A 23,670-nucleotide genomic window follows, 5' to 3' on the forward strand; every position below is an offset into this window, starting at 1 on the left:
CGACGCCATCTTCTGCGAAGTGGATCAGGCCTGATCGACTTGCAGGTCTTCAGGCTGGCGGCTTTGCAAGCGGAACGCCGAGGGTGTCTGCCCCGTCCAGCGCTTGAAGGCATGGGCAAAGGCGGCGGTCTCGCTGTAGCCCAGTTTCTCGGCGATCAGCTCGATGGGTAACTGGGTGTGGCGCAGATGGTGGATGGCGCGCTGCTGCTGGACCTGCGTGACCAGATCCTGAAACGTGCAGGACTCGCCTTGCAGACGTCGCCGTAGCGTGCGCTCAGCGCAATGCAGGCGGTCGGCCACGGTGCCCAGATCCGGCATGGGGTGCGTGCTCAGCAACAGGTTCTCGACCTGCCTGGACCAGGGGTTCTGCTGGCGCTTGAGCAACTGGGCCTCGCACTGCTCCTGCATGATCTTGAGCGTGATCGGGTTGGCCAGCCGCAGTGGCTTCAGCAGTGATCGCCTGGGGGCAATCACGCGCGTTTCGGTTGCGCCAAAGTGCAAAGGCCAGCCAAAGAAGGCTTTCACGGCTTCCAGCTCGGCGGGCGCCGCCATGGCGATTTCCATGTCGTCCACCAGCTCGGCCCAATCCTCGGCACCGGCTTCCTTGCTCAGGTTGCGGATGAAGGCCAGATCCCGCATGAGATAGAAATCCCGGCAGTCTCCCAGGTCCATGCAGTCCACATAACGGGCGCAGACCTGTTTGCCATCTTCTTCCATCAGGACGCGAAACGGTGTGAAGGTCAGATCCACGTAGCGGGCCAGGAAGCGGCAGGCCTCCAGCATGGTTGGGTGGCTCACCAGTGCCGCCCCCAGCGTGCCAAAGCTGTTGTAGTGATAGAAGGTGCTGGCCCGCAGGCCCGGCACGCTCTCTCGGGTCAGGCGCAGGTAGTTGCGAACCACGATCAGCTCAAGGCTGAAAGGGACGTCCCGGTTGGCATCGCGCAGCAGGGCTTCGGTCAGCCCCGTGCCTGCCAGCAGCTGTTCGGCAGGCAGCCCCTCATCCTGCGCACATTGGAGCAGGGGGTACACCGACATGGTGGAAACGCGAAGCGAGCGAAGGTCCATGACATCCAGATTTGCGCAGAACTACCCCATACAGCGAATTGGCCAGATCGATCAGTAGCTTGACCGATCACAGCATCCACACCCGATCACCCGCCACCTAGCATCACCTCGTTCATCACAACAAGGAGATGTCGTGCAATTGAGCGATGAAGACATCGTCATGATCGACGACAGTTTGCAGCACATATGCAGGGATCTGGCAGAGGATGTGTTCGCACGGCCGGAGCAGACATGTGAGCCATCCCGGTTCCTGGCGGCGCTGGATCTGTTCGTGGATCAGGGGTTTGTCAATACAACAGACGATGACGGATGCGGGCTGTGGGAAGGATGCGAACAAGCACCGCAACTGGCCTTGACCTTGCGCAACCTCACCACAATTGCCAAGGTGAGCGCATCGCTGGCGCTGAGCTTGCACCGATCGGCCCTGGCGCTTCATCTGCTGAGACAGCTGGGTGAAAGCAACATCGGCGAGCCTCATCCCTGTATCAGCCTGCATGGCCGCCATGGCATTGGCCGTGGCGAGCTGGCCAACTGGTGGTGCGGGCAGCCAGTGGATGAACCCTTGCTGCAAGATGTATTTGATCCAGATCGGGTTTGTAGCGGCGTGATGCATGGGCAGGTGCGTGTGCTGCTGGCCCCCGTGTTCACTGCAGGGGCGATGGCGTGGCAGCTCATCCGGGGCGAGGTGCGTGGCAGCACCTCCGGGCATGGCCTGGACGAGTTGCACGACGGGGCTTTTGAGTCGGGCCAGGCGCGCACCGTCCAGGTGCCCGCGCACCGGGCCAAGGCGCTGGCCCGCGACATCTGGCACCGCGAGTGGTTGGGCCTGTTGGCCATCCAGCGAGGCTGCGTCCAGCAGATGATGGAGATGGCGCAGCAGTTCAGCGCCCTGCGTTTTCAGGGCGGGCGCGTCATTGCCGGGCACCCGGCTGTGCAGATCATGCTGGCTGACATGCAAGCGGCCCTGACCGATGTGCGCATCGTGCTGGCAGGCCAGGCCTTGAACGAATCAGGTTTTGTCGATCTGCTTCGTGCGCGCAACCGATTGCATGAAGGCCTGGCCTTGGCCGCCAATGTGGCCATGCAGACCTTTGGTGGCCTGGGCTATATGCGCGACAACGGCATCGAAAAGCGCTGGCGTGATGTCAATCACCTGCGCCAGCAAAGCGGCGGCGCGTTGGACATGCAGCTGATGTCGGCCAATTGGGCCTTCACCAGGACCACGGCAACCGGAGCACACGCATGACCACACTCGATCACATCGAAGGGCATGTACCACTGCTTCACGGGCTGAACCCCTTGCAGCGGATCAAGGAGCTCAACGCCCTGGGCCGGGCCCTCACACACTATGGCCCTGCCGACCTGTGGGAGATGGACACGGCCAGCCTGCCCACCGCGCTGGGGCATTTGCGCCGGCGCGTGAGGCAGTTCGCGCAGGCCCACATGGCGCCCAACGTGCGTCTGCTGGATGAGGCCGAACATGCCCGGCCTGGCACCTTGCATCCCGTGGCGCGGCAACTCTTGATCAAGGCGGGGCGTGCCGGCTTCATGTCCAATGCCGTGCCTGCACCGCTTGGTGCTGCCTCACTGTGGGACATGCGTTTTTCACCCGCGTACCGCATGGCCATCCAGGTGGAGGAAATGTCTGCCGTGTGTGCCGGCCAGATGCTGCTGCTGAGCGCCCATCATCTGGGCCTGGCGCCCGTGCTGCTCAGTGGCGACCTGAATGCAATGTGGCGCTTCATCCGCCCCATGCATCACGACTTCATGCAAGGGCGGCCCCATCTGTTTGCCTACGCCATCACCGAGCCGACGGCGGGCAGCGATGCAGAGGATGGCCATGGCGCGCACACCAACCGCCCTCGCGTGGTGGCCAAGGCCGTGCCCGGCGGCTACCGCATCAACGGCCAGAAGTGCTACATCAGCGGCGGTGATGTCGCCCGCAAGGTGGCGGTGTTCGCGGCGCTGGAAGGCGAGGGCTTCGAGTCCTGGACCTGCTTCATGCTGGATGCCGGCAACCCCGGCATGAGCGCCCGCCGTACCGAGTTGAAGATGGGCATGCGCGCCAGCAGTGCGGCAGAGCTGACCTTCGAGGATGCCTTTGTGCCCGAGGCCGATGTGATTGGCGGCCTGCGCAAGGGGTGGGCCCTCAACCGCGCCACGCTGAATGCCTCGCGCTACCCGGTGGCGGCCATGGCTGTCGGTATCGCCCGTCGTGCCTGTGAACTGGCCTTGAACCATGCGCTGGACACCCGCCTGGGCGGCCGCCCCTTGATCTCGTATCAGGAGGTTCAGCTGCAACTGGCCCAGATGGTGGCCGAGACCCGCACGATCCGTTCGCTGCTGTGGCAACAAGCCCGTGGCAGTCAGCAGGCCAGGCAATCGGGTGCCTGCATCAGCAAGTTCATGGCAACCGATCGGGCCCAGGCGATCTGCGAGATGGGCATGGCCTTGATGGCCGAGCACGGCACCCGTACCGCCACCGGCCTGGAAAAGCTGCTGCGCGACATCCGCCTGACCCGCATCTTCGAAGGCACCAACCAGATCAACCGACTGGGCCTGATCGAAGACATGCAAACCCAGCTGCTGGCCCGCATGGCTGGCGAGCCGATCCACATCAGTGTGTAAGTAAGGACAAGACATCATGCGAAGCTATTTCGACGTGGACAGGCAGACCTACCCGACCCGAGTGGGGCCGGTGGCGTTGCCCATCCTGTACTACAACGCTGCTGCGGTGTTTGCCTCTTTCCTGGTTGACATCGACAAGGCCCAGGCCGTGTTGCCGCCGGAGCTGAAGGCGGTGCCCCTGCGCCCTGGCAAAGGGCTGGTGACCGTGGCCTTCTTCGAATATGTGGACACCTCGGTGGGGCCCTATAACGAAATGGGCGTGGCCGTGGCAGCGCACCCCGTCAAGACAAAGTTCAGGGATACAGCGGCCTGGCATTGGGGCCAGTCGGCCTTGCCTGGCATGTACGTGGCGGACTTGCCTGTGACCACCGCGGCAGCCCATGCGGCTGGCCATGACTGCTGGGGCTACCCGAAGATCATCGTGCCCATCGACTTTCAGTTGCGCGACAGGGATCTGGAATGCACCGTGCGCAGTGAAGATGGCAAAGACCTGCTGTGCCGTTTGTCCGGGCGCGTGGGGTGGGGCGTGAAGATGTCCGCGCCCAATCTGATGACCTACACGCTGTTCAAGGGGCAACTGCTGCGCACTGTGATCAATACCAGAGGGCGCATGCGGCATGGCCTGGGCGGTGATGTGAGCTTGCACTGCGACGGCGGCGGTAACCATCCCCTGAGCGCGCGCTTGCGCGATTTGGGCCTGCATGGCGCCACACCCTTGATGGTTCAGACCATCCAGGGCATGCACGCCATCCTGCCCTCAGGCATGCCGGTGAGATGATTTTCAAACAACAGCTGTACCCGGGCCAATTTTCAGCATAGAATGCCAGCTTCGTCGGGGCGTAGCGCAGCCTGGTAGCGCATCTGCTTTGGGAGCAGAGGGTCGTGAGTTCGAATCCCACCGCCCCGACCATTGAATCCAACGGGTCAGCATCATCAGGTGCTGGCCCGTTTTGCTTTGCGGGCCCGCTCATCCAGAGGCTGTTCACCCCCGAAAGCGCCTTCTAGAATCTCCCTGGTGCGGCATATTGCGCACTCGTTTCACGATGCGACAGGCTGCCAGGGAGGCCTGCTTTGAAGATCACCAACACCATTCATTCAGAACGCAAGCAGCGGGGCATGTCCTTGCTGGAGATGGTGTGCACCATCTCCATCATGGGCGGCTTGTCGGCCACGGCCTTGCCGCATTTTGCGGACCTGCCGGGTGACGCACGCAAGTCGGTCGTCATGGGTATGCAAGGTGCCATGACGTCTGCCAGCACGCTGATGCACATGAAGTGCGCGACCCAGTCAGGTTGCAAGCTTCATGAAGGCGGCTCGTCGGTGGCCATCAGCGACACGACGGTGGCCATGTCGCGTGGCTACCCGCAAGGCGGCGACCCGGCAGGCATCCAGAACGCCTTGCAGTTCTCCGGCTTCAACCCCGTTCATGTCGGCGACAAAACGGTCTTCCAGAAAGAGGGCGCACCGGATGCCGCCGCCTGCTCGGTGACCTATGCATCGCCACAAGTCGATGGCGGCCTGCCGCTCATCACGGCTGAGCTATCTGGCTGTTGACCGGGCGCCTGTTGCGCGCCAGCCCCAGGCTTGATCAGGCCGCGCCTGATCTGACCCCTGCCGTGCCGCCCGATAACTGCTGACGCAAGAAGGGCACCACGGCCTGCGCCACGCCCTGCGGGTCATCGGCGAACGGGAAGTGGCCACTTTGCGGCAAGAGCACCACCTGTGCTTTGGCGAAGGTCTCTTTTTGCTGCTCTGCGTAACGCGCAGGCAGATACGGGTCGGCCGCACCCCACACCACGAGCGTGGGCGGGTTGAGTGGCGCGAGCATCTTGCCCAGGGCCTGGCTGCGGTTGTCCAGGTCGCCGGTGGCGCGGTAGAGCTTGAGGATGGCGCGCTTGGTGCCCCAGTTCAGGTCGTCGTACATGCGGTTGACGAATTCGAGTGGCAGGCCCTTGGGGCAACCCACTGAAATCGCCCATTTGAAGCCGCTGCGGGTGGTGATCAATTGTTGCAACTCGCCCAGCAGGGGGGTGCGCCAAATGCGTGCCATGTAGTGCCAGCGGTAGCCCTTGAGGATGCCTGTGTTGATCAGGGTGAGGCTGGCCAGCCCCAGGGGGTTCATGGCCGCCCACATCAGGCCCCAGGGGCCACCAAAGTCATGCAGCACCAGGTGCGCACGCAGCACGCCCAGTTGCTTGAGCGCTTCGGTCAAAAAGGCCGTGCCGCCTTCAACGGAGTAGGGGTAGTCGGCAGGCTTGTCGGCCTGGCCAAAGCCGGGCATGTCGAGGGCGATGACGCGGCCGTGCGGCGCCACTGCCTGCATCAACGCGCGCCAGTCTTCACTGGAGCCGGGGTTGCCATGCACGAAGACCACGGCCTCCGTGGCTTTGAGATCCTGCCCGCCTTGCAGCACCCGGGTGCGGATGCCGCAGGCACTCAGGCTGGACGACTGAAGTGGCCACTGATCATGGGGTGCGCTGGACATGGGCGGGCTCCTCGTGTTGTGGATGGGGCAAGCCCCAAATCATGCACGCAAAGCCCCCCGTTCGTCATGTGCCATGTGACCAACGCCTCAGTGTTGTGACGAATGGCAGCTGGATGCCGCTGGCGGTAATTGCGCGCCGGCCAGGTCGTCCAGGATCGGGCAGCAGGCGCGCTCGTCGCCATGGCATTGCTCGGCCAGGTCGTTCAAGGTGCGCTTCATGGCTTCCAGGGCCTCGATGCGTGCCTCCAGCGCGGCCACGTGTTGCACCGCCAGTTTCTTGACGGCGGCGCTGGAGCGGCGGCGGTTGCGCCACAAATCCAGCAGTTGCCCGATGTCGGCCATGCTGAAGCCCAGATCCCGCGCGCGCCGGATGAAGTGCAGGGTGTTGACGGCGTCATCGTCGTAGCGCCGGTAGCCCGACTCGGTACGCGGTGGCGCCGGCAGCAGGCCCAGCCCTTCATAGTGCCGGATCATCTTGGCCGACACACCCGTCAGCCTGGAGGCCTCGCCGATGTTGACGGGCGTGGCGTCAGGCCTGGACTTCATAGCCTTCCTCGGTGATGGCCTGGGCCGTGGCGTCGCGGTCGAGCGTGGTCTGCACGGTGACCATGCCTTGTGGCAGGTCCACCGACACAGTGGCGGCAGCATCCAGCGCCTGGATGGCCTTGGTCACCGCTTTCACACAGTGCTGGCAGCTCATGCCCTTGACCTGAAGCTGGTGGCTGTGGGTGTCGCTCATGGGGATCCTTTCTAGGTGATGGCATTGTCAACGCAACTCAGTCTGAACCTTGCCATGATGGCAAGGTCAAGCGAGCTGGCATGACCGTGGTCAAAACAGGGTGAGATGTTCAATAGGCTTGACCTTGACATGATGTCAGGGTTGAAAGTGCCATCATCATGGACCTATCCAAAGGCCGCGTCATGTCCTCAGTCTCTCCTTCCTTGTCCCTGGTTGAGCCCGTGCAACTGGCCGTGCGGGGCATGACCTGCGCCGCCTGTGTCGGCCGTGTCGAGCGGGCCTTGCGCAAGGTGCCCGGCGTGCAGGAGGCGCAGGTCAACTTCGCCACGGAGATCGCCAGCGTGACCTGGCGCCCTGAGGCCAGTGCCCCGAACCCGGCCGGGCTGGTGAGCGCAGTGGAGGACGCGGGCTACCACGCCCTGATCCAGCAGCCCGATGCGCCCGTGGTGGAGGAAGTCGTGCCCTGGTGGGATGTCTGGGGGGCCGTGATCCTGGGCGGCGTGGCCAGCTTGCCGCTGGTGCTGCCCATGCTGTGGGGCGCCCACCATTTCTGGCCCGCCTGGGTGCAGTTCGCGCTGGCCACGCCGGTGCAGTTTGGCCTGGGCGCGCGCTTTTACAAGGCAGGCTGGGCCGCGCTCAAGGATGGCAGCGGCAACATGGATCAGCTTGTGGCCCTGGGCACCAGCGCGGCCTGGGGCCTGTCTTGCTGGCTCTGGTGGACGCACGCCCAGTCCGCACATGCAGCACATGGCGGGCCCGATCTGTATTTCGAATCCTCGGCCGTGGTGATCACCCTGGTCCTGCTGGGCAAGGCGCTGGAAGCACGCGCCAAGCGCCAGACCACGGCCGCCATCCGGGCCTTGCAGGCGCTCAGGCCTGACACGGTTTCCCGCCTGGGGCCGCAAGGCGAGGTCACGGTGCCGCTGTCTCAGGTGCTGGTCGGGGACACGCTCATCGTGCGCCCGGGCGAGCGCATTCCCACCGATGGCACGGTCACAGAAGGTGCCAGCCATGTCGACGAGGCCATGCTCACGGGCGAGCCCTTGCCGGTGGCCAAGAACCAGGGCGATCGCCTGACGGGTGGGGCCATCAACGCGGAGGGGCGGCTGGTCATGCTGGTCACGGCCGTGGGTGGGCAGACCATGCTGGCGCACATCATCCGCCGCGTGGTGGACGCCCAGGCCACCAAGGCCCCCATCCAGCGCGTGGTGGACCGGGTCTCGGCGGTGTTTGTGCCCACGGTGTTGGTCGTGGCGCTGCTGACGGGGCTGGGGTGGTGGTGGCATGGCGCCGGTGGCGAGTTGGCCTTGATCCGGGCCGTGGCCGTGCTGGTCATCGCCTGCCCATGCGCCTTGGGGCTGGCCACACCGGCGGCCATCATGGCCGGCACCGGGGCGGCGGCGCGCCAGGGTATCTTGATCAAGGACCCGCAGGCCCTGGAGGTGGCCCACCGCGTGCAGGTCGTGGCCTTTGACAAGACCGGTACCTTGACCCAGGGTCACCCCAGGCTGATCGACTGGCAGGTGGCGCAGATGACCTCCATGCCCTCGATACCCGACTGGGACAAGCCGCAGGCCTTGCGTGTGGCCGCGGCCTTGCAAGCCGGTAGCGAACACCCGCTGGCCCGTGCGGTGCTGGAGGCGGCCAAGGGGCAGGCACCGCTTGCGGCGCAGGCCGTCCAGGCCATGCCTGGCAGAGGGGTGGTGGGGCGCTTGAGCGAGGCGGGTGGCGACGCAGCTGGCCTCCTTGCGCTGTCGGGGAACTGGGGGCTGGGCAGCGCCCGCTGGGTCGACGAGCAGGCCAGCCCTGTCACCCCAGCTTTGAAGGCGCAGGCCGATGCCTGGGCCGCCTGTGGTTCAACCGTGTCCTGGTTGATGCGCCAGACGCAGGTCGCTGATGGTGAGCCCGCCTGGCAGGTCATGGCCGCCATGGCCTTTGGCGACGAACTCAAGCCCGGTGCCGCCCAGACGGTGGCCCGCCTGCATGCCTTGAAGGTGCGCACCGTGATGATCTCGGGTGACAACCGGGGGGCGGCGCAGGCCATGGCCAGCCGCTTGGGCATCCAGCAGGTGGTGGCCGAGGTCTTGCCGGGTGACAAGGCCGACCACATCCAGCGCCTGCAGCAAGGCGAGGGCGGCCAGCGCCTGACCGTGGCCATGGTCGGTGACGGCCTCAACGATGCGCCCGCGCTGGCAGCGGCCGATGTCGGCATGGCCATGGCCAACCCCGAAGGCGGCACCGATGTGGCCCTGCAGGCGGCAGGCATCACCCTCATGCGCGGCGACCCCATGCTGGTGCCCGCCGCCCTGGAGATATCCCGGCGCACCTCCGCCAAGATCTGGCAGAACCTGGCGTGGGCTTTTGGCTACAACGTGGTCGGCATCCCGCTGGCCGCGTTTGGCGGGCTCAACCCCATGCTGGCCGGCGCCGCCATGGCGCTCAGCAGCGTGAGCGTGGTCACCAATGCCCTGTGGCTGTCTCGCTGGAAGCCTGCGCGCATCGCTTAAACTGCCAGCTTGGCTGCCCGTAGCTCAACTGGATAGAGCAACTGCCTTCTAAGCAGTAGGTCGGGGGTTCGAGTCCCTCCGGGCAGGCCAGATTGATTCAGGGATTTCGCCATGTGTATTTCAGCAACCTGAACAGAGGCGCTCAGGTAGACTGGCTCATGGATAGACCCTCTGTTCCCTCGGGAACCACCCTCGCATGTTTGCCTCCATCAAGCGACTGATAGGTTCAGCTGGCGCCGCGCGCGACGAGGGGCAAGCCTTGGGTGCCTGGGCCAAATCGCAAGGTTTTGCGTTCAAGCGCGTCAAGGACAAGACAGGCGGCGGCTATGTGGTCGAGACCGACAAGGGCTGGCGCGTGGAGTGGGGCTCGTCGCAGCGCCCCTACATCACCGGGCACGAGTTGCGGTTCCGTTGTGACACCGGCTTGCCTGGCGATGTGCAGATGATCTTGCTCAGCAAGGTGGTGGCCCAGACACTCGAGTCCGATGTGTTCAGCCGCTACACCAACGCGATGCAGACGCAGATCGACAACACCTTGCCCGATGAAATGCGCTGGCTGGCCATGCACCCGCGTGTGAGCCTCAACACTTCGGCCGTGCTGGCCAAACGCTTTGCCTTGTTCTGCAACGCCGAGGCCGTCATGCAGTCCTGGCTGGACGCCCCGACGATTCAGGAGCTGGAAAGCGCCGCAGCCAACTGGTGGACCGATGGCCTGTTGCTGGTCATGACAGTCAACCGGGGCATGCTCACCTTGCGCATGCCCGGCCAGAACGTGGAGCCCGGCCAGTTGCAGATGGTGGGCAAGCTGTTTGCCCAGATGGCCGCACGCATGCGCCAGGTGGCCTTCGAGCTGACCTGATCTGGCTCAGCGGCCTTTACCCTGCAGGAAGCGCTCGATGGCCTGGCCGGCTTCGGGTCGGCTCAGGTTCACCAGGAATTGTTGTTTTTCAGCGTCCAGTTGTGCGCGCAAAGGGCGGTCCGCGTCGTTGACCAGCTCTTTCACGCTCGTCAATACCTGAGGGGCGACCTGTGCCAACTGCTCGGCCAGCTGGAGCGCGTGGTCCAGTGCCATGCCAGCAGGTGCCAGGCGGCTCACCAGGCCCAGGGCCTGCCATTGCTGCGCGGATTGCTGCTCACCCAGCCACAAACACTCCAGCGCCTTACCGCGGCCCAAGGCCCTGCTCAGGTGCCAGCTGGCGCCGCCGTCGGGTGACAGCGCGACCTTGTTGTAGGCCATCACGAAGCGGGCGCCCTCGGACGCCACGATCAGGTCACAGGCCAGGGCCAGCGATACACCACCGCCGGCGGCCACGCCCTCCACAGCGGCGATCACCGGTTTGGGGAAGCTGCGCAGCGCCTCGATCCATTGGTGGAACGCATCCAGATTGGCGCCTTGCACCTGCATGTCGTGCTGGCGGTTGTGGGCCAGCCTTTGCAGGTCGCCACCTGCGCAAAAGTGGTCGCCAGCGCCCGTGAGCACCACGGCGCGCACGTCCGGGCTGGACTCGGCCATGTTCAGGGTTTCGATGCCCGCGGCGTAGACCTGCGGCGACAGGGCGTTGCGGGTGGCTGGGCCCGACAGCGTCATCACCAGTGTCTGGCCCTGTCGTTCAGTCTGCAGTTCGGTTGTCATGCTTTATTTCGATGAAATCGGACGTGTTGTTGTCAGCAAGTCTCAAAGTGAGGAGTTGGCCTCGTTCTCACGGGCTTCCCACCAGATGGGAGCGAAAGCCTTCATGCTAGAGTCAAAACCTGGGCCTCATGATGCACCGACATGAATAACTTTAAGCGGGTATCGGCCGCGGTTCTAGCTGGTATGACGCTGCTGTGTGCGGCCGGGGCTTCCTACGGCTTGGGCTTCGGTCACGCTAGCAGCCGTGCCGTTTTGGGCGACACCCTGAAGGTGAGCGTTCCTCTTCGCCTTGAACCCGGCGAAGAAATTCCCAATGAATGCGTTGCCGCCGATGTGTATTTCGGTGATGACAAAGTCTCGCCCAAGGTCATCTTCACGGAGGTGCTTGCAGGTGAGGGGCGTGACCGCGTGCTGTATGTCGGCAGCACCATCGCCATCAGCGAGCCCGTGGTCACCATCTACCTGGCGGCCGGATGCAAGTCCCGCATCACGCGCAAGATCGTGACCTTCCCTGATCCGCCTGGCGCCTCGGTTCCGTTGGTCACAGAGGCCTCGCCGGTCAACGTGGCCGAAACCATCCAGGCTGCTACCTTGCCCGCAACCGGCACTGTCAGCCCGCCTGGCGCCTTGCCAGGGCGCAAGTCCCCCTCGCGCATGGCGTCACCCCAGGCGTCGACACTGGGCGACTCGCCTGTGCAGGCAAACAAAGCGGCCAGGTCGGCCAAGGCTGTCAAAGCCAGAAGCGCCGTGATGCCCAGCATGACGGTGGCTGATGTGGCCGCGCCAGCGAGCGACAAGCCTGTGTCGGCCGGCGCTGCGCCATCGCGCAAGGCGGGTACCAAAGGCCGCGCTTCGCCAGCCAGTGAAGATGGCGGCCGCCTGCTGCTGGATCCGGCCGATACGGATGCCATGGTCATCCCCAATCTGCGCATGACGCCTTCGCTGGGCTCGCCCACCTCAGCCGAGGACGCGTCCCCCGAAGTGGCGGCTCGTCGGCAAACTGCCGCGGCCATCTGGCTCGCGCTCAATGCCTCGCCCGAGCAAATGGCCCGCGACCGTGATCGCCTGCAGCAGCTTGAGCAGCGCCTGGCGCAACTCAAGCAGGAGGGTGATCAGGCCCAGCAGAACATGGCCGCACTGAAGACACGCCTGCAAAAGGCCGAGTCCGGAACGGGCAGGTCCTCCTATGTTCTGTGGCTGTTGCTGCTGGCGGCGCTGGGCCTGTCGGCCTATCTCTATCAACGTTTGCGCCAGGAGCGCAAGCGCAGCGAGTCTTGGTGGCACTCGCAGGCCCAGTCCAACCTGAGTGAGCAGGATCTGGACCGCGAGCCGGAGCTTTCGCGCACGTCTGCCGAGTTCGTCCATGTGCCCTCCGGGTCATCGTCCACGGAAGGCCAGACCGAGGCGGGTGTGTTCACCCCCATGGCAACCGAGCCCAGCAGGCCGCTGACCTCGGCGACGATCCACAAGTTTGTGCCGGATGCCGTGCCGCCGGCCATCCAGATGCCGCCGGTCGGTGCTGCTCACAGCGAGCCGCTCAGAGAGGTGTCGGTCGAAGAGTTGATCGACCTGGAGCAGCAAGCCGAGTTCTTCGTGGTGCTGGGGCAGGACGATGCCGCCATTGACCTGCTGGAAGGCCATGTGCACCACACGACCGGTGCCAGCCCCTTGCCCTTCCTGAAGCTGCTGGAAATCTACCGCCGCGTCGGCAAGCGCACCGACTACGAGCGCGTGCAGGCCGAATTCAACCAGCGCTTCAATGCTTACGCACCCGCGTGGGATGCTGATCTGCAGCAAGGGCACATGCTCGAGGATTACCCCGGTGTGATCGAGCGCCTGCAGGCCTTGTGGGCCGAGCCCGTCCGTGCCATGGCGGTGCTGGAGAAATCCCTGACCCGGCCTGAGAGCGGCGATGACACCTTCGAGTTGCCGGCCTACCGTGAACTGTTGTTCCTCTACGCCGTGGCCCGTGACCTGTCCGAGCGCGACATTGTGGATCGCCACAGCGTGGACCTGCTGTTGCCCGTGGTGGACCTGTCGGCCAACGAGCCCGCCGCCTCGGTCCACGCGGCGCCGGTGATCGAGCCTCTGATGGCCACGCGGCCCATCAAGGCCCAACCAGAAGCCAGCCCCAGCATGAACCTGGATCTGCACCTGGACGATCTGCACGTGACACCGCCCGATCAGCGGTCGTGATCAGGGGCAGCCGTCAAAGGCCGCATCACAGACCACTTCACAAACCGTAGTCGACCTCGCTCTGGCCATGGGCCGGCGATTGCATGGCCTGCATGATCAGCGCCTTGGTCAGGCGATCCGAGATCAACTCGGCAAAGGCCAGCACAAACTGGCGCAGGTAAGCGCCACGCTTGAAAGCCAGCCTCGCCATATTGGGCCCGAACAGGTGACCAACGGGGCGCCAGACCAGTTCACTGCCGGGCGTGCTCATCGTCGGGTCGTCCTTGACGGCCATCTCGGCCACCAGGCCAATCCCCAGGCCCAGCCGTGTATAGGTCTTGATCACATCGGCATCAATGGCTTCGAGCACCACATTCGGTGTCAGGCCACGTTGTGCGAAAGCCTGGTCGATGCGCTTGCGGCCGGTGAAAGACGGGTGATACGAGATCAGTGGCTCGGCGGCCAACTGCTCCAGTGTCAGGCGCGGCACCTGCGTCAGCGGGTGCGTGGCCGGCATCACCACCACGTGCTGCCATTCGTAGCAAGGCAGGGTGACCAGCTCTGGGAAGTCGCTCAGCGACTCGGTGGCCAGGCCGATGTCGGCGGTTTCGTCCAGCACCATCTGGGCAACCTGCTCGGGCGTGCCCTGGTGCAGGCTGACCGACACCTTCGGGTACTTCTTGCGCAGCGCCGCCACCGGCTCGGGCAAGACATAGCGGGCCTGCGTGTGCGTGGTCGCGATCGACAGGGTGCCCGCATCCTGCATGGCGTACTCGTCGCCAATGCGGCGCAGGTTGCCCAGCTCGCGCAGGATGATGTCGATGGATTGCAGCACCTGCTGGCCAGGCTCGGTCACGCGCTTGAGGCGCTTGCCGTGCCGCACGAAGATGTCCACGCCCAGTTCTTCCTCCAGCTCCATGATGGCTTTGGAGATGCCAGGCTGCGAGGTGTGCAGCGCTTTGGCGGTCTCAGTCAGGTTGAGGTTGCGTCGGGCAGCCTCGTAGACAAAGCGGAACTGGTGCAGGTTCATGGCCGCGCTTCCCTCAGTCTTCGGGCTGGGCCAGCTGCCAGGCCGCGTCCACCAGCCCCTGGATCAGCACGTCCGTCTCACCGACCGCCTGGCTCAGCGTCCAGCGGATATCGGGGTGCTGGCGGGCCATGTCATCCAGCAGTTGCGGCAGGTCCTTGCGCACATGGCCGCCAGCCCCCAGGAACAAGGGCACCACGGTGATGCGCGTGCAGCCCTTGCGAACCAGGTCGGCGGCGGCTTTGGCAATGCTGGGCGACATGAACTCCAGGTAGGCGAGCTCGACCTCGTCGCCACTGGCCGCGGCGCGGGCGCGCAGCCGGTCGGCCACGATTTCAAACGGGCGGGCCCAGGCGGGGTCGCGCGCGCCATGGGCAAAAAGCAGGATGCCGGATCGGTCCATGAGTCAACCTCAAAACGTGAGCGTACGGGTGTTTCAGCGGTAGCGCACCAGCCAGACAAAGGCGCTCAGTGACAGCAACAGGTAGGCGATGCTGGGTGCGGCCGCTGCCAGCCAGGGTTGCCATTGGTGCAGCAGGCCCAGGTGGCTGGAAATATGGTTGATCAGCACGAAGCTGATGCCCAGCATGATGCCGCCAAAAATCTTCAGGCTCATGCCGCCGCTGCGTGCGTGAAGATAGGCGAAGGGCAGGGCCAGCGCCACCATCACCATGCAGACCAGCGGGTAGAAGGTCTTCTTCCAGAACTCGATTTCATAGCGCTGGGCAGCCTGGGCGTTGGTGGCCAGATGCTGGGTGTAGCGCCACAGCGCCAATGTGGACATCGTTTCCGGCGGCAGCACCGAAGCCGACACCACCAGCGGCGTCAGGCTGCTCTGCCAGTCCATCTGAGCCGGATGCGTCTCGGCAATGATCTTGCTGCCGTCCAGCACGGCTTGCTCGCCCACCATTTCATGCGACAGCCAGCGGGTGTCGGTCACCTGCTTGAGGTGCCAGACCGAGCCCGTGGCCGTGGTGGCATCGCCCAGCGCTTCAACCTCGGCACGCTCTGCTGCCACGCGGCGGATCAGGCGCCCTTGGGTGTCGAACTCGAAAATGCGCACCAGCCCGAACTCACCCTGGCTGTTGGCCGAGCCGACGTTCACGGTGATGTTGTGAAAGCCTTTGCCCGTCACCTCCCGGCGTTCGCGCAGCCAGGTGCCACCGTGGCCCAGGTTGAGGCCTTGTCGGCTGCTGAACTTGGCGCGGTGCAAAGCCAGTTGCTGCTCGGACCAGGGCACATACCAGTTGCCCACCACCACCATCAGCAAGGCGGCCAGGATGCCCAGCACGCCCAGCAGGCTGAGCGCCCGGCCGGGGCCCAGGCCACCCGTGCGCAAGATGGTGAACTCCGAGGTCTGTGCCATGCGGGCCAGCGCCAGGATGCCGCCGATCAGCAAAGCGATCGGGAACAGGTCATAGAAGTGGGCGCCTTGCAGGAAGATGCAGGTCCAGATGGCGTTCATGACCGAGTAGCCACGGTGCCCCAGGTCCTGCAGCTCTTCCACAAAGTCGATGAAGAAGAACAGGGCAGAGAAGGCCAGCGTCACGAAACCCACATGGGTGACCATCGTCGTGAAAATCAAGCGACGAACGGTGTTCATGCCGCACCTCCCGCGCGTTTGAGTCGACCAGAAGGGCCCGCACGGCGCGCCACCGTCTGCCCCGGCATCAAGGCGCCATCACGCCACCAGAGCACGGCCAGCGCGCCCAGTGTCAGCCCGCCATGGACCAGCAGCAGGCCGGGGATCCAGCCCAGCTTGCCCTGGCTCACCCAGTTCTGGCTCAGGCTCAGCAGGTTGAAATACACCACGAACACCAGCAAGGCGTAAACCAGATTCCAGTTGCTGTTGCGGCGCGCGTTGCCGGCGGCCAGGCTCAGGCCTGCCAGCACCATGTTCAATGTGGCCCAGACCAGGCCGAAGCGCCAGTTCAGCTCACCATGGGCTTCCTTGCTGTGGACGCCCAGCAGCGTGTGTGTGGGCAAGGACCGTACTTCAGGCGCCAGCTTTTGCGGGTCCACCACTTCGCCCACGAGGATACGGGCCGTCTCAAAGCGTGAGAGGGTCTTTTCAGAGGTGGCCAGATCCGTCTGGGTGCGCTCGCCCTGGCTCAGCACCAGGTAACGCAGGTCCTGGTCGATGCGCAACTGGCCCTCGCGCGCGGTGATGACCGACTCCTGCCCCTTGTCGGTCAGCACCATGAAGACGTTCTTGCCGGTTTGCTGGCCATCGCTGTGGCTGTCGATGAAGAACACGCGCTTGCCGTCCGCAGAGGTCTGAAACTGGCCGGGCGACACGCGGGCCATGTCCGAGCGTTTCTCGAACCGGTACTTGAGCACCTGGGTCTGGCTCTGGGCCCAGGGCCGCGCCACCAGTGTCGAGAAGGCCACCACGGCCAGCACGGGCCAGGCCATGCGCAGCAGCGGGGGCACGAAATTGAACTGCCGGGCGCCGCTGGCCTGCCAGACCACCATCTCGCTGTCGCGCCAGAGCCGGCTGAGCACGGTGACCACCGCCACGAACAAAGCCAGGGCAATGAGGATGGGCAACTGGCCGATGACGGTGTAGCTCAGCACCAGGCTGACGTCAGCCGGCGCGAAGCTGCCCTTGGTCGCCTGGCCGAGGATGCGGATGAGCACCATGGTCAGGACCACGGTCAGCAACACCACCAGGGTGCCGATAAAGCTGCGCCAGAGTTCGCGGCGCACGGAGGAATCGAATAACATTGGTCAGATCAAATCAATCCGTCCATTATGGACTTGCACTGCATGGACTACCGCTCCACCGTGGCCGAAGGGCCCGCCCTGTCTCAGGTCAACGCTGACGCGCTGCTGCTGGTTCTGACCAGCGATCAAGCCAATACGGGCGACGCGGTGCTTGACAAACTCGTCAAGGAGGCCGTGGCGGCTGAAGATTTCGCCTTCAAGGCCGGGCGCGTGCTGTATGTGCACCGCCCCGCTGGCGTGAAGTCGGCCCGCCTGCTGCTGTTGGGCGCGGCTGACAACAAGCCCAAGTCCTACAAGGCGGCTGTGGCGAAAGGCCTGGCCCAGGTGAAGGATCTGGGCGCTGCGCATGTGGCGGTGGCCGCCGCCAAAGGCTTCAAGCTGACCGCTGAGCATGCCAAGGCCCTGGTGCTGGGCACGGCTGACGCCACGTATGTGTACCGCCACACCAAGCCCAGCGCGCCCAAGGCCGGCGCCCTCAAGAAGGTGACTGTGGTGTCTTCGCAGGCCGAGGCCGCCGCCGTCAAGGCCGGCCTGGCTCAAGGCCAGGCTGTGGCCGAGGGCGTGGCACTGGGCCGTGAGCTGGGCAACCTGCCGGCCAACTACTGCACGCCCACCCACCTGGCCAACGAGGCCAAGCGCTTGGCACGCACCTTCAAGCACATCAAGGCCGAGGTGCTGGAGCGCCGAGCCCTGGAAAAGCTGGGCATGGGCTCCTTCCTGTCCGTGACCAACGGCTCGGCGCAGCCGCCCAAGTTCATCATCCTGCGTTATGAAGGCGCCCCCGCCTCGCAAGCACCGGTGGTGCTGGTGGGCAAGGGCATCACCTTCGATACGGGCGGCATCTCGCTCAAGCCCGGTGCCGGCATGGATGAAATGAAGTTCGACATGGGGGGCGCCGCCAGCGTGCTGGGCACCTTCCGCGCCGTGGCCGACCTGCAGCCCAAGCTCAACCTGATCGGCCTGATCCCCACTTGCGAGAACATGCCCAGCGGAACGGCCACCAAGCCGGGCGACGTGGTCACCAGCATGTCGGGCCAGACCATCGAGGTGCTCAACACCGACGCCGAAGGGCGCCTGATCCTGTGTGATGCCTTGACCTATGCCGAGCGCTTCAAGCCCGCAGCCGTGGTGGACATCGCCACCTTGACGGGCGCCTGCGTGGTGGCCCTGGGCAACGTCCACAGCGGCCTGTTCTCGGCCGATGACCAGCTGGCCAATGCCCTGCTGGCCGCCGGCCAGACCGCCCAGGACACGGCCTGGCGCATGCCGATGGACGAAGAGTATGGCGAGTCGCTCAAGAGCAACTTTGCCGATCTGGGCAATGTGGGTGGCCGCGAAGGCGGCGCCATCACGGCGGCCGTGTTCCTGAGCAAGTTCACCAAGGCCTACCGCTGGGCTCACCTGGACATCGCCGGTTCTGCCTGGAAGTCGGGTGGCGCCAAGGGTGGCACCGGTCGCCCTGTGGGCCTGTTGACCCAGTTCATCCTGGATCAGGCCGCCGCAGGCAAGGACGCCATTGCGCCCTTGCCCAAGAAGGCCGAGGGCAAGGCGGTCGCGGGCAAGGCTGTGCGCCGCCGCGCTGCGGCCCCGCGCAAGACTGCTGCCAAAACGGCGGCAGCCAAGGCATGACAAGGTAGCCATGGGCAAGGTGGAGTTTCATCACGGCGTGGGCGACAAGCTGTCGTATGCCTGCCGCCTGTTGCGCAAGGCTTACAAGGCCGGCGCGAAGGTCGTCGTGACCGGCGACGCGGCCACGCTGCGCACGCTGGACAAGCAGTTGTGGGTGTTTGACGACCAGGAGTTCCTGCCGCATGTCATGGCCTCGCAGGGGCAACCTGTGTCACCGCGCCAGCATGACACCCCGATCTGGTTGTCAGAGGACCCTGACACGGCGCCGGGCGACCGCGGCATCCTGATCAACCTGGGGCAGGAGATGCCTGCCGGCATGGCCCGCTTCGAGCGCCTGTTTGACATCGTCAGCAGCGCGCCGGACGACCGCCAGTTGGGTCGCCAGCGCTGGAAGGCCTATGCCGCCATGGGCTGGCAGGTGCAGCCACACGAGGTCAAAGAATGAGCCAAGGCGCCCAACCCAATCCGGCCCAGGTGCCCACCTTGACCGAGGTGATCGAGCTGCTGTCGCCCACCCCCGTGAGAGACGATGGCTTGAACACCGCGGCCCGGCCGGCCGCGCCCGCGCAAGGCACCCCTGCGGCCACACCCATCGTCACCCGTGGCTTGCCCGCCAGTCAGCAAGGGCGCAGCACCTGGGCGCCGATGACGACGGTGGTCGTCTCCTCGCTGGAGCCCGTGTCCAGCCAGGCGGTGGTGGCCCTGGCCGACTTGCCGGTGCTGGAGGCGGTCGTGCCTGAGCCTGCGGTCGAGCCCGTGGCCGCAGCGGCCAGGCCGCCTGTGCTGCCCGCTGCAGTGCCGCTTGTACGGCAGCCCACCCAGCAGCCTGTTCAATCGGGGCTGATCCCGACGGTGACGGACGAGGTCAAGCCCGTGGAGCCCATCGTGGCCGCGCCCCTGGTGCCCGCTTTGCCTGTCTTGCCCGAGATTTCCGAGGCGCAACTGGCCCATCGGGTGATGGGCGATGTCCAGCGCCAGATCGACGGCATGCTGGACTTCCGCCTGCGCGAGGCGATGGGCCCAATCCTGGCCCGGCATACCGAGGCCTTGGTCAAAGACCTGCGCGAAGAGCTCAACCGCACCATGCGCGATGTGGTCACCCGTTCGGTGGCCCAGGAAATGGCCAAGCTGCGTCAGCGCTGAGGTCTTGTTCGCTTTCCCCGTTTTTACCCATCATTTACCAATCATTCAGTTTTGAGGTGGACCCGATGTCTGGATCTGTTCTGTCTGTTCAAGTGCGCCTGACCCTGGCTGCTGCGGCTGCCGTTGCGTTGCTGGCGCCTGCCGCCCAGGCTCAAACCGTCGTGAAGATTGGCCACGTCGGCCCGGTGTCTGGCCCGCAAGCCCATTACGGCCGAGACAACGAAAACGGCGCCCGCATGGCCGTGGATGAACTCAACGCCCAGGGCGTGCAGATCGGCGGCAAGAAGATCAAGTTCGAGCTGGTGGCCGAAGACGATGCGGCCGATCCCAAGCAAGGCACCGCCGCGGCCCAGAAGCTGTGCGATGCCAAGGTCAATGGCGTGGTGGGGCACCTGAACTCGGGCACCACGATCCCGGCGTCCAAGGTCTACAACCAGTGCGGCCTGCCCATGATCTCGCCCTCGGCCACCAACCCCGAGCTGACCACGCTGGGCTACAAGAACGTGTTCCGCCTGCTGGCCAATGACAACCACCTGGGCGCAGGCCTGGCCAACTACGCGGTCGACACGCTCAAGCTCAAGAAGGTCGCCATCATCGACGACCGCACGGCTTACGGCAAAGGCGTGGCCGAGGTGTTTGCCAGGGTCGCCAAGGAGCGGGGCCTGGAGGTGGTGAGCCAGCAGTACACCAACGACAAGGCGGTGGATTTCAGCGCCATCCTCACGTCCATCAAGTCCAAGAAACCGGACGGCATCTTCTTTGGCGGCATGGACCCCCAGGCCGGCCCCATGCTGCGCCAGATGCAGCAGCTGGGCCTGAACAAGGCCTACCTGTTCGGTGGCGATGGCATCTGCACCGACAAGCTCATGGACTTGTCCAGTGGCGCCAAGACCCTGGCCAATGTGGTGTGTGCCGTGGGTGGTGCATCGCTGGACAAGCTGCCCTCCGGCAAAGCCTGGCGCGCACGTTATGACGCCAAGTTCCCCAGCCAGTTCCAGGTCTATTCGCCCTACACCTACGACGCGACCATGGTGCTGGTGGATGCCATGAAGCGCGCCAACTCCGTTGACCCCAAGGTCTACGGCCCCAAGATCGTGGAAGCGGCTTATCAAGGCGTGACGGCCAAGGTGGCTTTTGAGCCCAATGGCGAACTCAAGAACCCCGCCATGACGCTCTACAGCTACAAGGACGGCAAGAAAGTGCCGCTGAACTGATTTCTTCAGAACGCACCGAAATCCTTGCTACAATAGCGGGCTTCGGAGAGGTGGATGAGCGGTTTAAGTCGCACGCCTGGAAAGCGTGTGTAGGTTAATCCCTACCGCGGGTTCGAATCCCGCCCTCTCCGCCAGGAACTTGAGAGCCCCAAAATCCCTGTCATGTCAATGACTTGCGATGATGGGGCTTTCCTCATTTCCCCCACGCTTTTTCACCCTGTTGCCTGCTGGATATGCGCGGTCAGCTTGCCGAATACTTTTGCAGTGCTTGTTGGGTTGTCCAGCTGCTGCTGGTCTGGGCCTGCGATATCTTGGTAGCTGCGTCGAGCAGGGCGCTTTGCTGTTGCTTCAGGGCGAGCGCCTTCTCGCCTGACCTGACGGACGCCACGTTCAGCCGGCCCTTGTCTGCAAGCTCCGATTCGGCTCGTTTGGCCATGGCCTTGCCAAGCTGAGACAAGGTGGAGATCGCGGCATCCGGGTTGGCCGCCAAGCTCTTTTGCAGGACGGACGAGTCCAGTGTCAGCGTGCCGTCTTGTTGTCTGGTGAAGCCCAGCTTGCTGAGTTGTGATCGTGACGCGTCTGATGTGGACAGCGTTCTTTTCGACTCCGTCAATGCCCTGGATGCATCGGTCTGGCTCTTGCCATTTGCCGCAGTTGCCGAGTTGGCCTGTTTGATGGCGGCGTTGAATGCGGAGACGAAGCGCTCGGCCATCTTGACGGTGTCTGCCGCGGTGGTTTTGCTCGAGCCGTTGGCGAGGGCATTGGCTGCGGTCGCCAGGCTTGAGATGGCCGCTTTGTACTGACCCAGTTGCGATATCGAGGTGGATTCAGATTGAGCCTGCGCGACGATGCGCTCGTGCGCCTTCGCCAATGCAGGAGATATCTTTGTCAATGCCGAGGATGCCTGGCTTTGTGCCGTACTGGTCGATGAGGATGAGCTGCTTTTCTGCGCACTGGAGGCGGTGACTGTGTTCAATGGCAGGGTGCTCATGTCTTGACTCGATTGATTTCACTGTCCCAGCACACTGCCAGCAAGCAGCCCCAGCCTATGCAAAGAAAAGGACGACGAAACGGGCAAGTCAGCCTGCTTGACTTGTCATTGATCATGGTTCGTCAAGCGGTGCGTCAATCGGCACGCGTTACATTTGGGGCCGGCCCTGTGCCGCTGCTCCTGAGACCCACGCACACAACCCGACATGCTTCATCCGCAGACTGCATTTTTCCTGGCAGGCTTGCTGTACATCGCCTTGCCCTTGACGGCGTGGTCGATCCTGCGGCGTCGCCATAACGGGCGTGCCGTGACCCTGTGGTGTCTGGGGGGCGGGGTGTTTGGCATTGGTACCGCACTCATCGGCATGCGCGGGACCGCGCCGGCCTGGTTGAGTTTCGCCGTGGCCAACTTGATGGTCTTCGGGAGTTATGCCTTGCGATCCGCTTCGCTTCGGCGGGAGCTGGGGCAGAGCGATGGGCTGAGGGTGTCCGGTGCCGCATGGCTATCGGTCAGCGTGCTCTACCTGATGCTGCTGACGATATCGCCGCTGGACGCGCCGCGTGTGGTGCTCAGTTCTGCAGCCAATATGGGCGGCGCACTGTCCCTGTCCTGGCTGGCATGGAAGCTGTTCCGCATCAAGGGCTATCGCAGTGCCGCCATGCTGTCGGTCGCCTATGGTCTGTTTGCCATGTCCATGCTGATGCGTGGCGTAGTCAACGTCGTCAACTGGCAGAAGGTCGTGGTCTTCTCATCAGGGCCGGAGTTCGTGTTCGCCTTCATCGCGGCGCTGATTGCGGCGTTGTACGGCAACCTGGGCTACATCGGCATCGCGCTGGAGTCGGCGCGTGAGGTCGAGCTCGCCCGCGCCACGGAGTTGAGCCGCGAGCAGGAGAAGCGCGAGCAGATCGAGCTGCATTCACGCGAGCTGTCGGTGCTGCTGGATGAGCGCACGCAGTTGCTGGCGCACCGCGAAGAGATGCTGGGCGTGATGGCACATGAGGTTAGGCAGCCTTTGAACAATGCTTCAGCTGCCTTGCAAAGCGCGGCAGCGGTGCTGGCGCGTGTCCATGATGGCCAGGAGGCCATGCTGCGCCTGAACCGTGCCAACGCGGTGCTCATGCAGGTGTCGGCGTCGATCGACAACGTGCTGGCCGACGCGGTGTTGCTGGACGGGGGCGAAGCCATGGTTCGTCAGGAGACGGACATCGACACGTTGCTGGCCCTGGTGCTGGCCGATATCTCTCCCGAGGTTCGGCACAGGGTGCACGTCGAGCGCCCGGCTGCGGCCAGAACCGCGGACATGAATGCCAGCCTGATGCGCCTGGCGCTGCGCAACCTCATCGTCAATGCCCTGGTCTATTCGCCAGCCGATGCGGACGTGATCGTGCGTGTCAGCGACAGCGACAACCCTCTGGGGCTGAACATCGATGTGTGTGACCGCGGCCCGGGCTTCGAGCCCACGGTGCTGGACAAGTTGTTCACCCGTGGCACGCGGGGCACAAGGGCGGCTCAGCCGGGTGGGCATGGCTTGGGGCTGCACATCGTGCAGCGCGTCATGCACATGCACGGCGGTTCAGCCCAGTTGGTGCAGAACCTGCCCGGCGAGGCCGTGGTCATGCGCCTGGTGCTGCCTCAGACCGAGGCTTGACGCGGCCAAGGTGCTAGATGCAAAAAGCCCGCAAGACACGAGGTCTTGCGGGCTGTCAG

General features: G+C 64.5%; 23 protein-coding genes and 3 tRNA genes. 15 read left to right on the forward strand and 11 right to left on the reverse strand.

Annotated features, from left to right (window positions below; translation table 11 throughout):
• Positions 1–24 precede the first annotated feature (24 nt).
• Both HY019_RS11510 and HY019_RS11515 read right to left on the reverse strand, forming a co-directional pair.
• Positions 25–1,065, reverse strand: coding sequence for an AraC family transcriptional regulator (locus tag HY019_RS11510; protein WP_290692168.1), 1,041 nt, complete (start codon positions 1,063–1,065; stop codon positions 25–27).
• Positions 1,066–1,180: 115 nt separating this feature from the next.
• Positions 1,181–1,678, reverse strand: coding sequence for a hypothetical protein (locus tag HY019_RS11515; protein ID WP_290692170.1), 498 nt, complete (start codon positions 1,676–1,678; stop codon positions 1,181–1,183).
• A 45-nt stretch (positions 1,679–1,723) separates the two neighbouring features.
• Between HY019_RS11515 and HY019_RS11520 the strand changes: the two genes are divergently transcribed.
• From HY019_RS11520 to HY019_RS11540, 5 genes are all read left to right on the forward strand, one after another.
• Complete coding sequence (locus tag HY019_RS11520) at positions 1,724–2,311, forward strand: acyl-CoA dehydrogenase family protein (protein ID WP_290692172.1); 588 nt, start codon at positions 1,724–1,726, stop codon at positions 2,309–2,311.
• Positions 2,308–3,693, forward strand: a complete 1,386-nt coding sequence (locus HY019_RS11525) for an acyl-CoA dehydrogenase family protein (RefSeq protein WP_290692174.1) — start codon at positions 2,308–2,310, stop codon at positions 3,691–3,693. Before HY019_RS11520 ends, HY019_RS11525 begins: the two co-directional genes overlap by 4 nt.
• A 16-nt stretch (positions 3,694–3,709) precedes the next feature.
• Complete coding sequence (locus tag HY019_RS11530) at positions 3,710–4,471, forward strand: acetoacetate decarboxylase family protein (RefSeq protein ID WP_290692176.1); 762 nt, start codon at positions 3,710–3,712, stop codon at positions 4,469–4,471.
• Positions 4,472–4,526: 55 nt separating this feature from the next.
• A tRNA-Pro gene (locus tag HY019_RS11535) sits at positions 4,527–4,603 on the forward strand.
• Positions 4,604–4,809: 206 nt separating this feature from the next.
• Positions 4,810–5,247: a hypothetical protein gene (locus tag HY019_RS11540; protein ID WP_290692178.1), complete on the forward strand. Its 438-nt coding sequence runs from the start codon at positions 4,810–4,812 to the stop codon at positions 5,245–5,247.
• A 34-nt stretch (positions 5,248–5,281) separates the two neighbouring features.
• Here the strand turns inward: HY019_RS11540 and HY019_RS11545 are convergent, their stop codons facing one another.
• The 3 genes from HY019_RS11545 to HY019_RS11555 form a co-directional block, all read right to left on the reverse strand.
• Positions 5,282–6,178: an alpha/beta hydrolase gene (locus HY019_RS11545; protein ID WP_290692180.1), complete on the reverse strand. Its 897-nt coding sequence runs from the start codon at positions 6,176–6,178 to the stop codon at positions 5,282–5,284.
• An 87-nt stretch (positions 6,179–6,265) separates the two neighbouring features.
• A complete protein-coding gene (gene cueR / locus HY019_RS11550; RefSeq protein ID WP_290692182.1) occupies positions 6,266–6,724 on the reverse strand; it encodes a Cu(I)-responsive transcriptional regulator in 459 nt (152 codons plus the stop codon).
• Positions 6,708–6,917: a cation transporter gene (locus tag HY019_RS11555; RefSeq protein WP_290692184.1), complete on the reverse strand. Its 210-nt coding sequence runs from the start codon at positions 6,915–6,917 to the stop codon at positions 6,708–6,710. The genes cueR and HY019_RS11555 overlap by 17 nt, the downstream gene beginning before the upstream one ends.
• A 182-nt stretch (positions 6,918–7,099) precedes the next feature.
• Here HY019_RS11555 and HY019_RS11560 point away from each other — a divergent pair, with 182 nt between their 5' ends.
• From HY019_RS11560 to HY019_RS11570, 3 genes are all read left to right on the forward strand, one after another.
• On the forward strand, positions 7,100–9,424 hold the full coding sequence (locus HY019_RS11560) for a heavy metal translocating P-type ATPase (RefSeq protein WP_290692186.1): 2,325 nt from the start codon (positions 7,100–7,102) through the stop codon (positions 9,422–9,424).
• Between the two features lie 13 nt (positions 9,425–9,437).
• Positions 9,438–9,514 (forward strand) — tRNA-Arg (locus HY019_RS11565).
• Positions 9,515–9,620: 106 nt separating this feature from the next.
• Entirely contained in the window at positions 9,621–10,283 is a 663-nt protein-coding gene (locus HY019_RS11570; protein ID WP_290692188.1) for a hypothetical protein, read from the forward strand.
• A 6-nt stretch (positions 10,284–10,289) separates the two neighbouring features.
• On the opposite strand, the gene HY019_RS11575 is transcribed toward HY019_RS11570, so the two are convergent.
• On the reverse strand, positions 10,290–11,057 hold the full coding sequence (locus tag HY019_RS11575) for an oxepin-CoA hydrolase, alternative type (RefSeq protein ID WP_290692190.1): 768 nt from the start codon (positions 11,055–11,057) through the stop codon (positions 10,290–10,292).
• 141 nt (positions 11,058–11,198) lie between these two features.
• Here HY019_RS11575 and HY019_RS11580 point away from each other — a divergent pair, with 141 nt between their 5' ends.
• On the forward strand, positions 11,199–13,253 hold the full coding sequence (locus HY019_RS11580; protein WP_290692192.1) for a hypothetical protein: 2,055 nt from the start codon (positions 11,199–11,201) through the stop codon (positions 13,251–13,253).
• Between the two features lie 37 nt (positions 13,254–13,290).
• Here HY019_RS11580 and HY019_RS11585 read toward each other — a convergent pair whose 3' ends face one another.
• From HY019_RS11585 to lptF, 4 genes are read right to left on the reverse strand one after another with little or no spacing between them, the layout of a single operon-like run.
• Entirely contained in the window at positions 13,291–14,262 is a 972-nt protein-coding gene (locus tag HY019_RS11585; protein WP_290692194.1) for a CysB family HTH-type transcriptional regulator, read from the reverse strand.
• A gap of 13 nt (positions 14,263–14,275) precedes the next feature.
• Positions 14,276–14,662 carry a CbiX/SirB N-terminal domain-containing protein gene (locus tag HY019_RS11590; protein ID WP_290692196.1) on the reverse strand — a complete coding sequence of 129 codons (387 nt, stop codon included), beginning with the start codon at positions 14,660–14,662 and terminating at the stop codon, positions 14,276–14,278.
• A 33-nt stretch (positions 14,663–14,695) separates the two neighbouring features.
• Positions 14,696–15,862, reverse strand: a complete 1,167-nt coding sequence (lptG, locus tag HY019_RS11595) for an LPS export ABC transporter permease LptG (protein WP_290692198.1) — start codon at positions 15,860–15,862, stop codon at positions 14,696–14,698.
• Positions 15,859–16,986 (reverse strand): LPS export ABC transporter permease LptF, encoded by a 1,128-nt coding sequence (gene lptF, locus HY019_RS11600; protein WP_290692200.1) that lies wholly within the window; start codon positions 16,984–16,986, stop codon positions 15,859–15,861. The genes lptG and lptF overlap by 4 nt, the downstream gene beginning before the upstream one ends.
• A 42-nt stretch (positions 16,987–17,028) precedes the next feature.
• Here lptF and HY019_RS11605 point away from each other — a divergent pair, with 42 nt between their 5' ends.
• From HY019_RS11605 to HY019_RS11625, 5 genes are all read left to right on the forward strand, one after another.
• Positions 17,029–18,615, forward strand: coding sequence for a leucyl aminopeptidase (locus HY019_RS11605; RefSeq protein ID WP_290692202.1), 1,587 nt, complete (start codon positions 17,029–17,031; stop codon positions 18,613–18,615).
• 10 nt (positions 18,616–18,625) lie between these two features.
• On the forward strand, positions 18,626–19,060 hold the full coding sequence (locus tag HY019_RS11610; RefSeq protein ID WP_290692204.1) for a DNA polymerase III subunit chi: 435 nt from the start codon (positions 18,626–18,628) through the stop codon (positions 19,058–19,060).
• Positions 19,057–19,758, forward strand: coding sequence for a hypothetical protein (locus HY019_RS11615; RefSeq protein WP_290692206.1), 702 nt, complete (start codon positions 19,057–19,059; stop codon positions 19,756–19,758). Before HY019_RS11610 ends, HY019_RS11615 begins: the two co-directional genes overlap by 4 nt.
• Positions 19,759–19,823: 65 nt before the next feature.
• Positions 19,824–20,972: a branched-chain amino acid ABC transporter substrate-binding protein gene (locus tag HY019_RS11620; protein ID WP_290692208.1), complete on the forward strand. Its 1,149-nt coding sequence runs from the start codon at positions 19,824–19,826 to the stop codon at positions 20,970–20,972.
• A gap of 44 nt (positions 20,973–21,016) precedes the next feature.
• Positions 21,017–21,106, forward strand: a tRNA-Ser gene (locus HY019_RS11625).
• Between the two features lie 107 nt (positions 21,107–21,213).
• Here HY019_RS11625 and HY019_RS11630 read toward each other — a convergent pair.
• Complete coding sequence (locus HY019_RS11630) at positions 21,214–21,963, reverse strand: hypothetical protein (protein WP_290692209.1); 750 nt, start codon at positions 21,961–21,963, stop codon at positions 21,214–21,216.
• A gap of 205 nt (positions 21,964–22,168) precedes the next feature.
• Here HY019_RS11630 and HY019_RS11635 point away from each other — a divergent pair, with 205 nt between their 5' ends.
• Entirely contained in the window at positions 22,169–23,611 is a 1,443-nt protein-coding gene (locus tag HY019_RS11635; RefSeq protein WP_290692211.1) for a HAMP domain-containing sensor histidine kinase, read from the forward strand.
• Positions 23,612–23,670: the final 59 nt, after the last annotated feature.

The sequence above is a fragment of the Aquabacterium sp. genome (assembly GCF_016195855.1).
In the GTDB taxonomy this organism is placed as follows: domain Bacteria; phylum Pseudomonadota; class Gammaproteobacteria; order Burkholderiales; family Burkholderiaceae_C; genus Aquabacterium.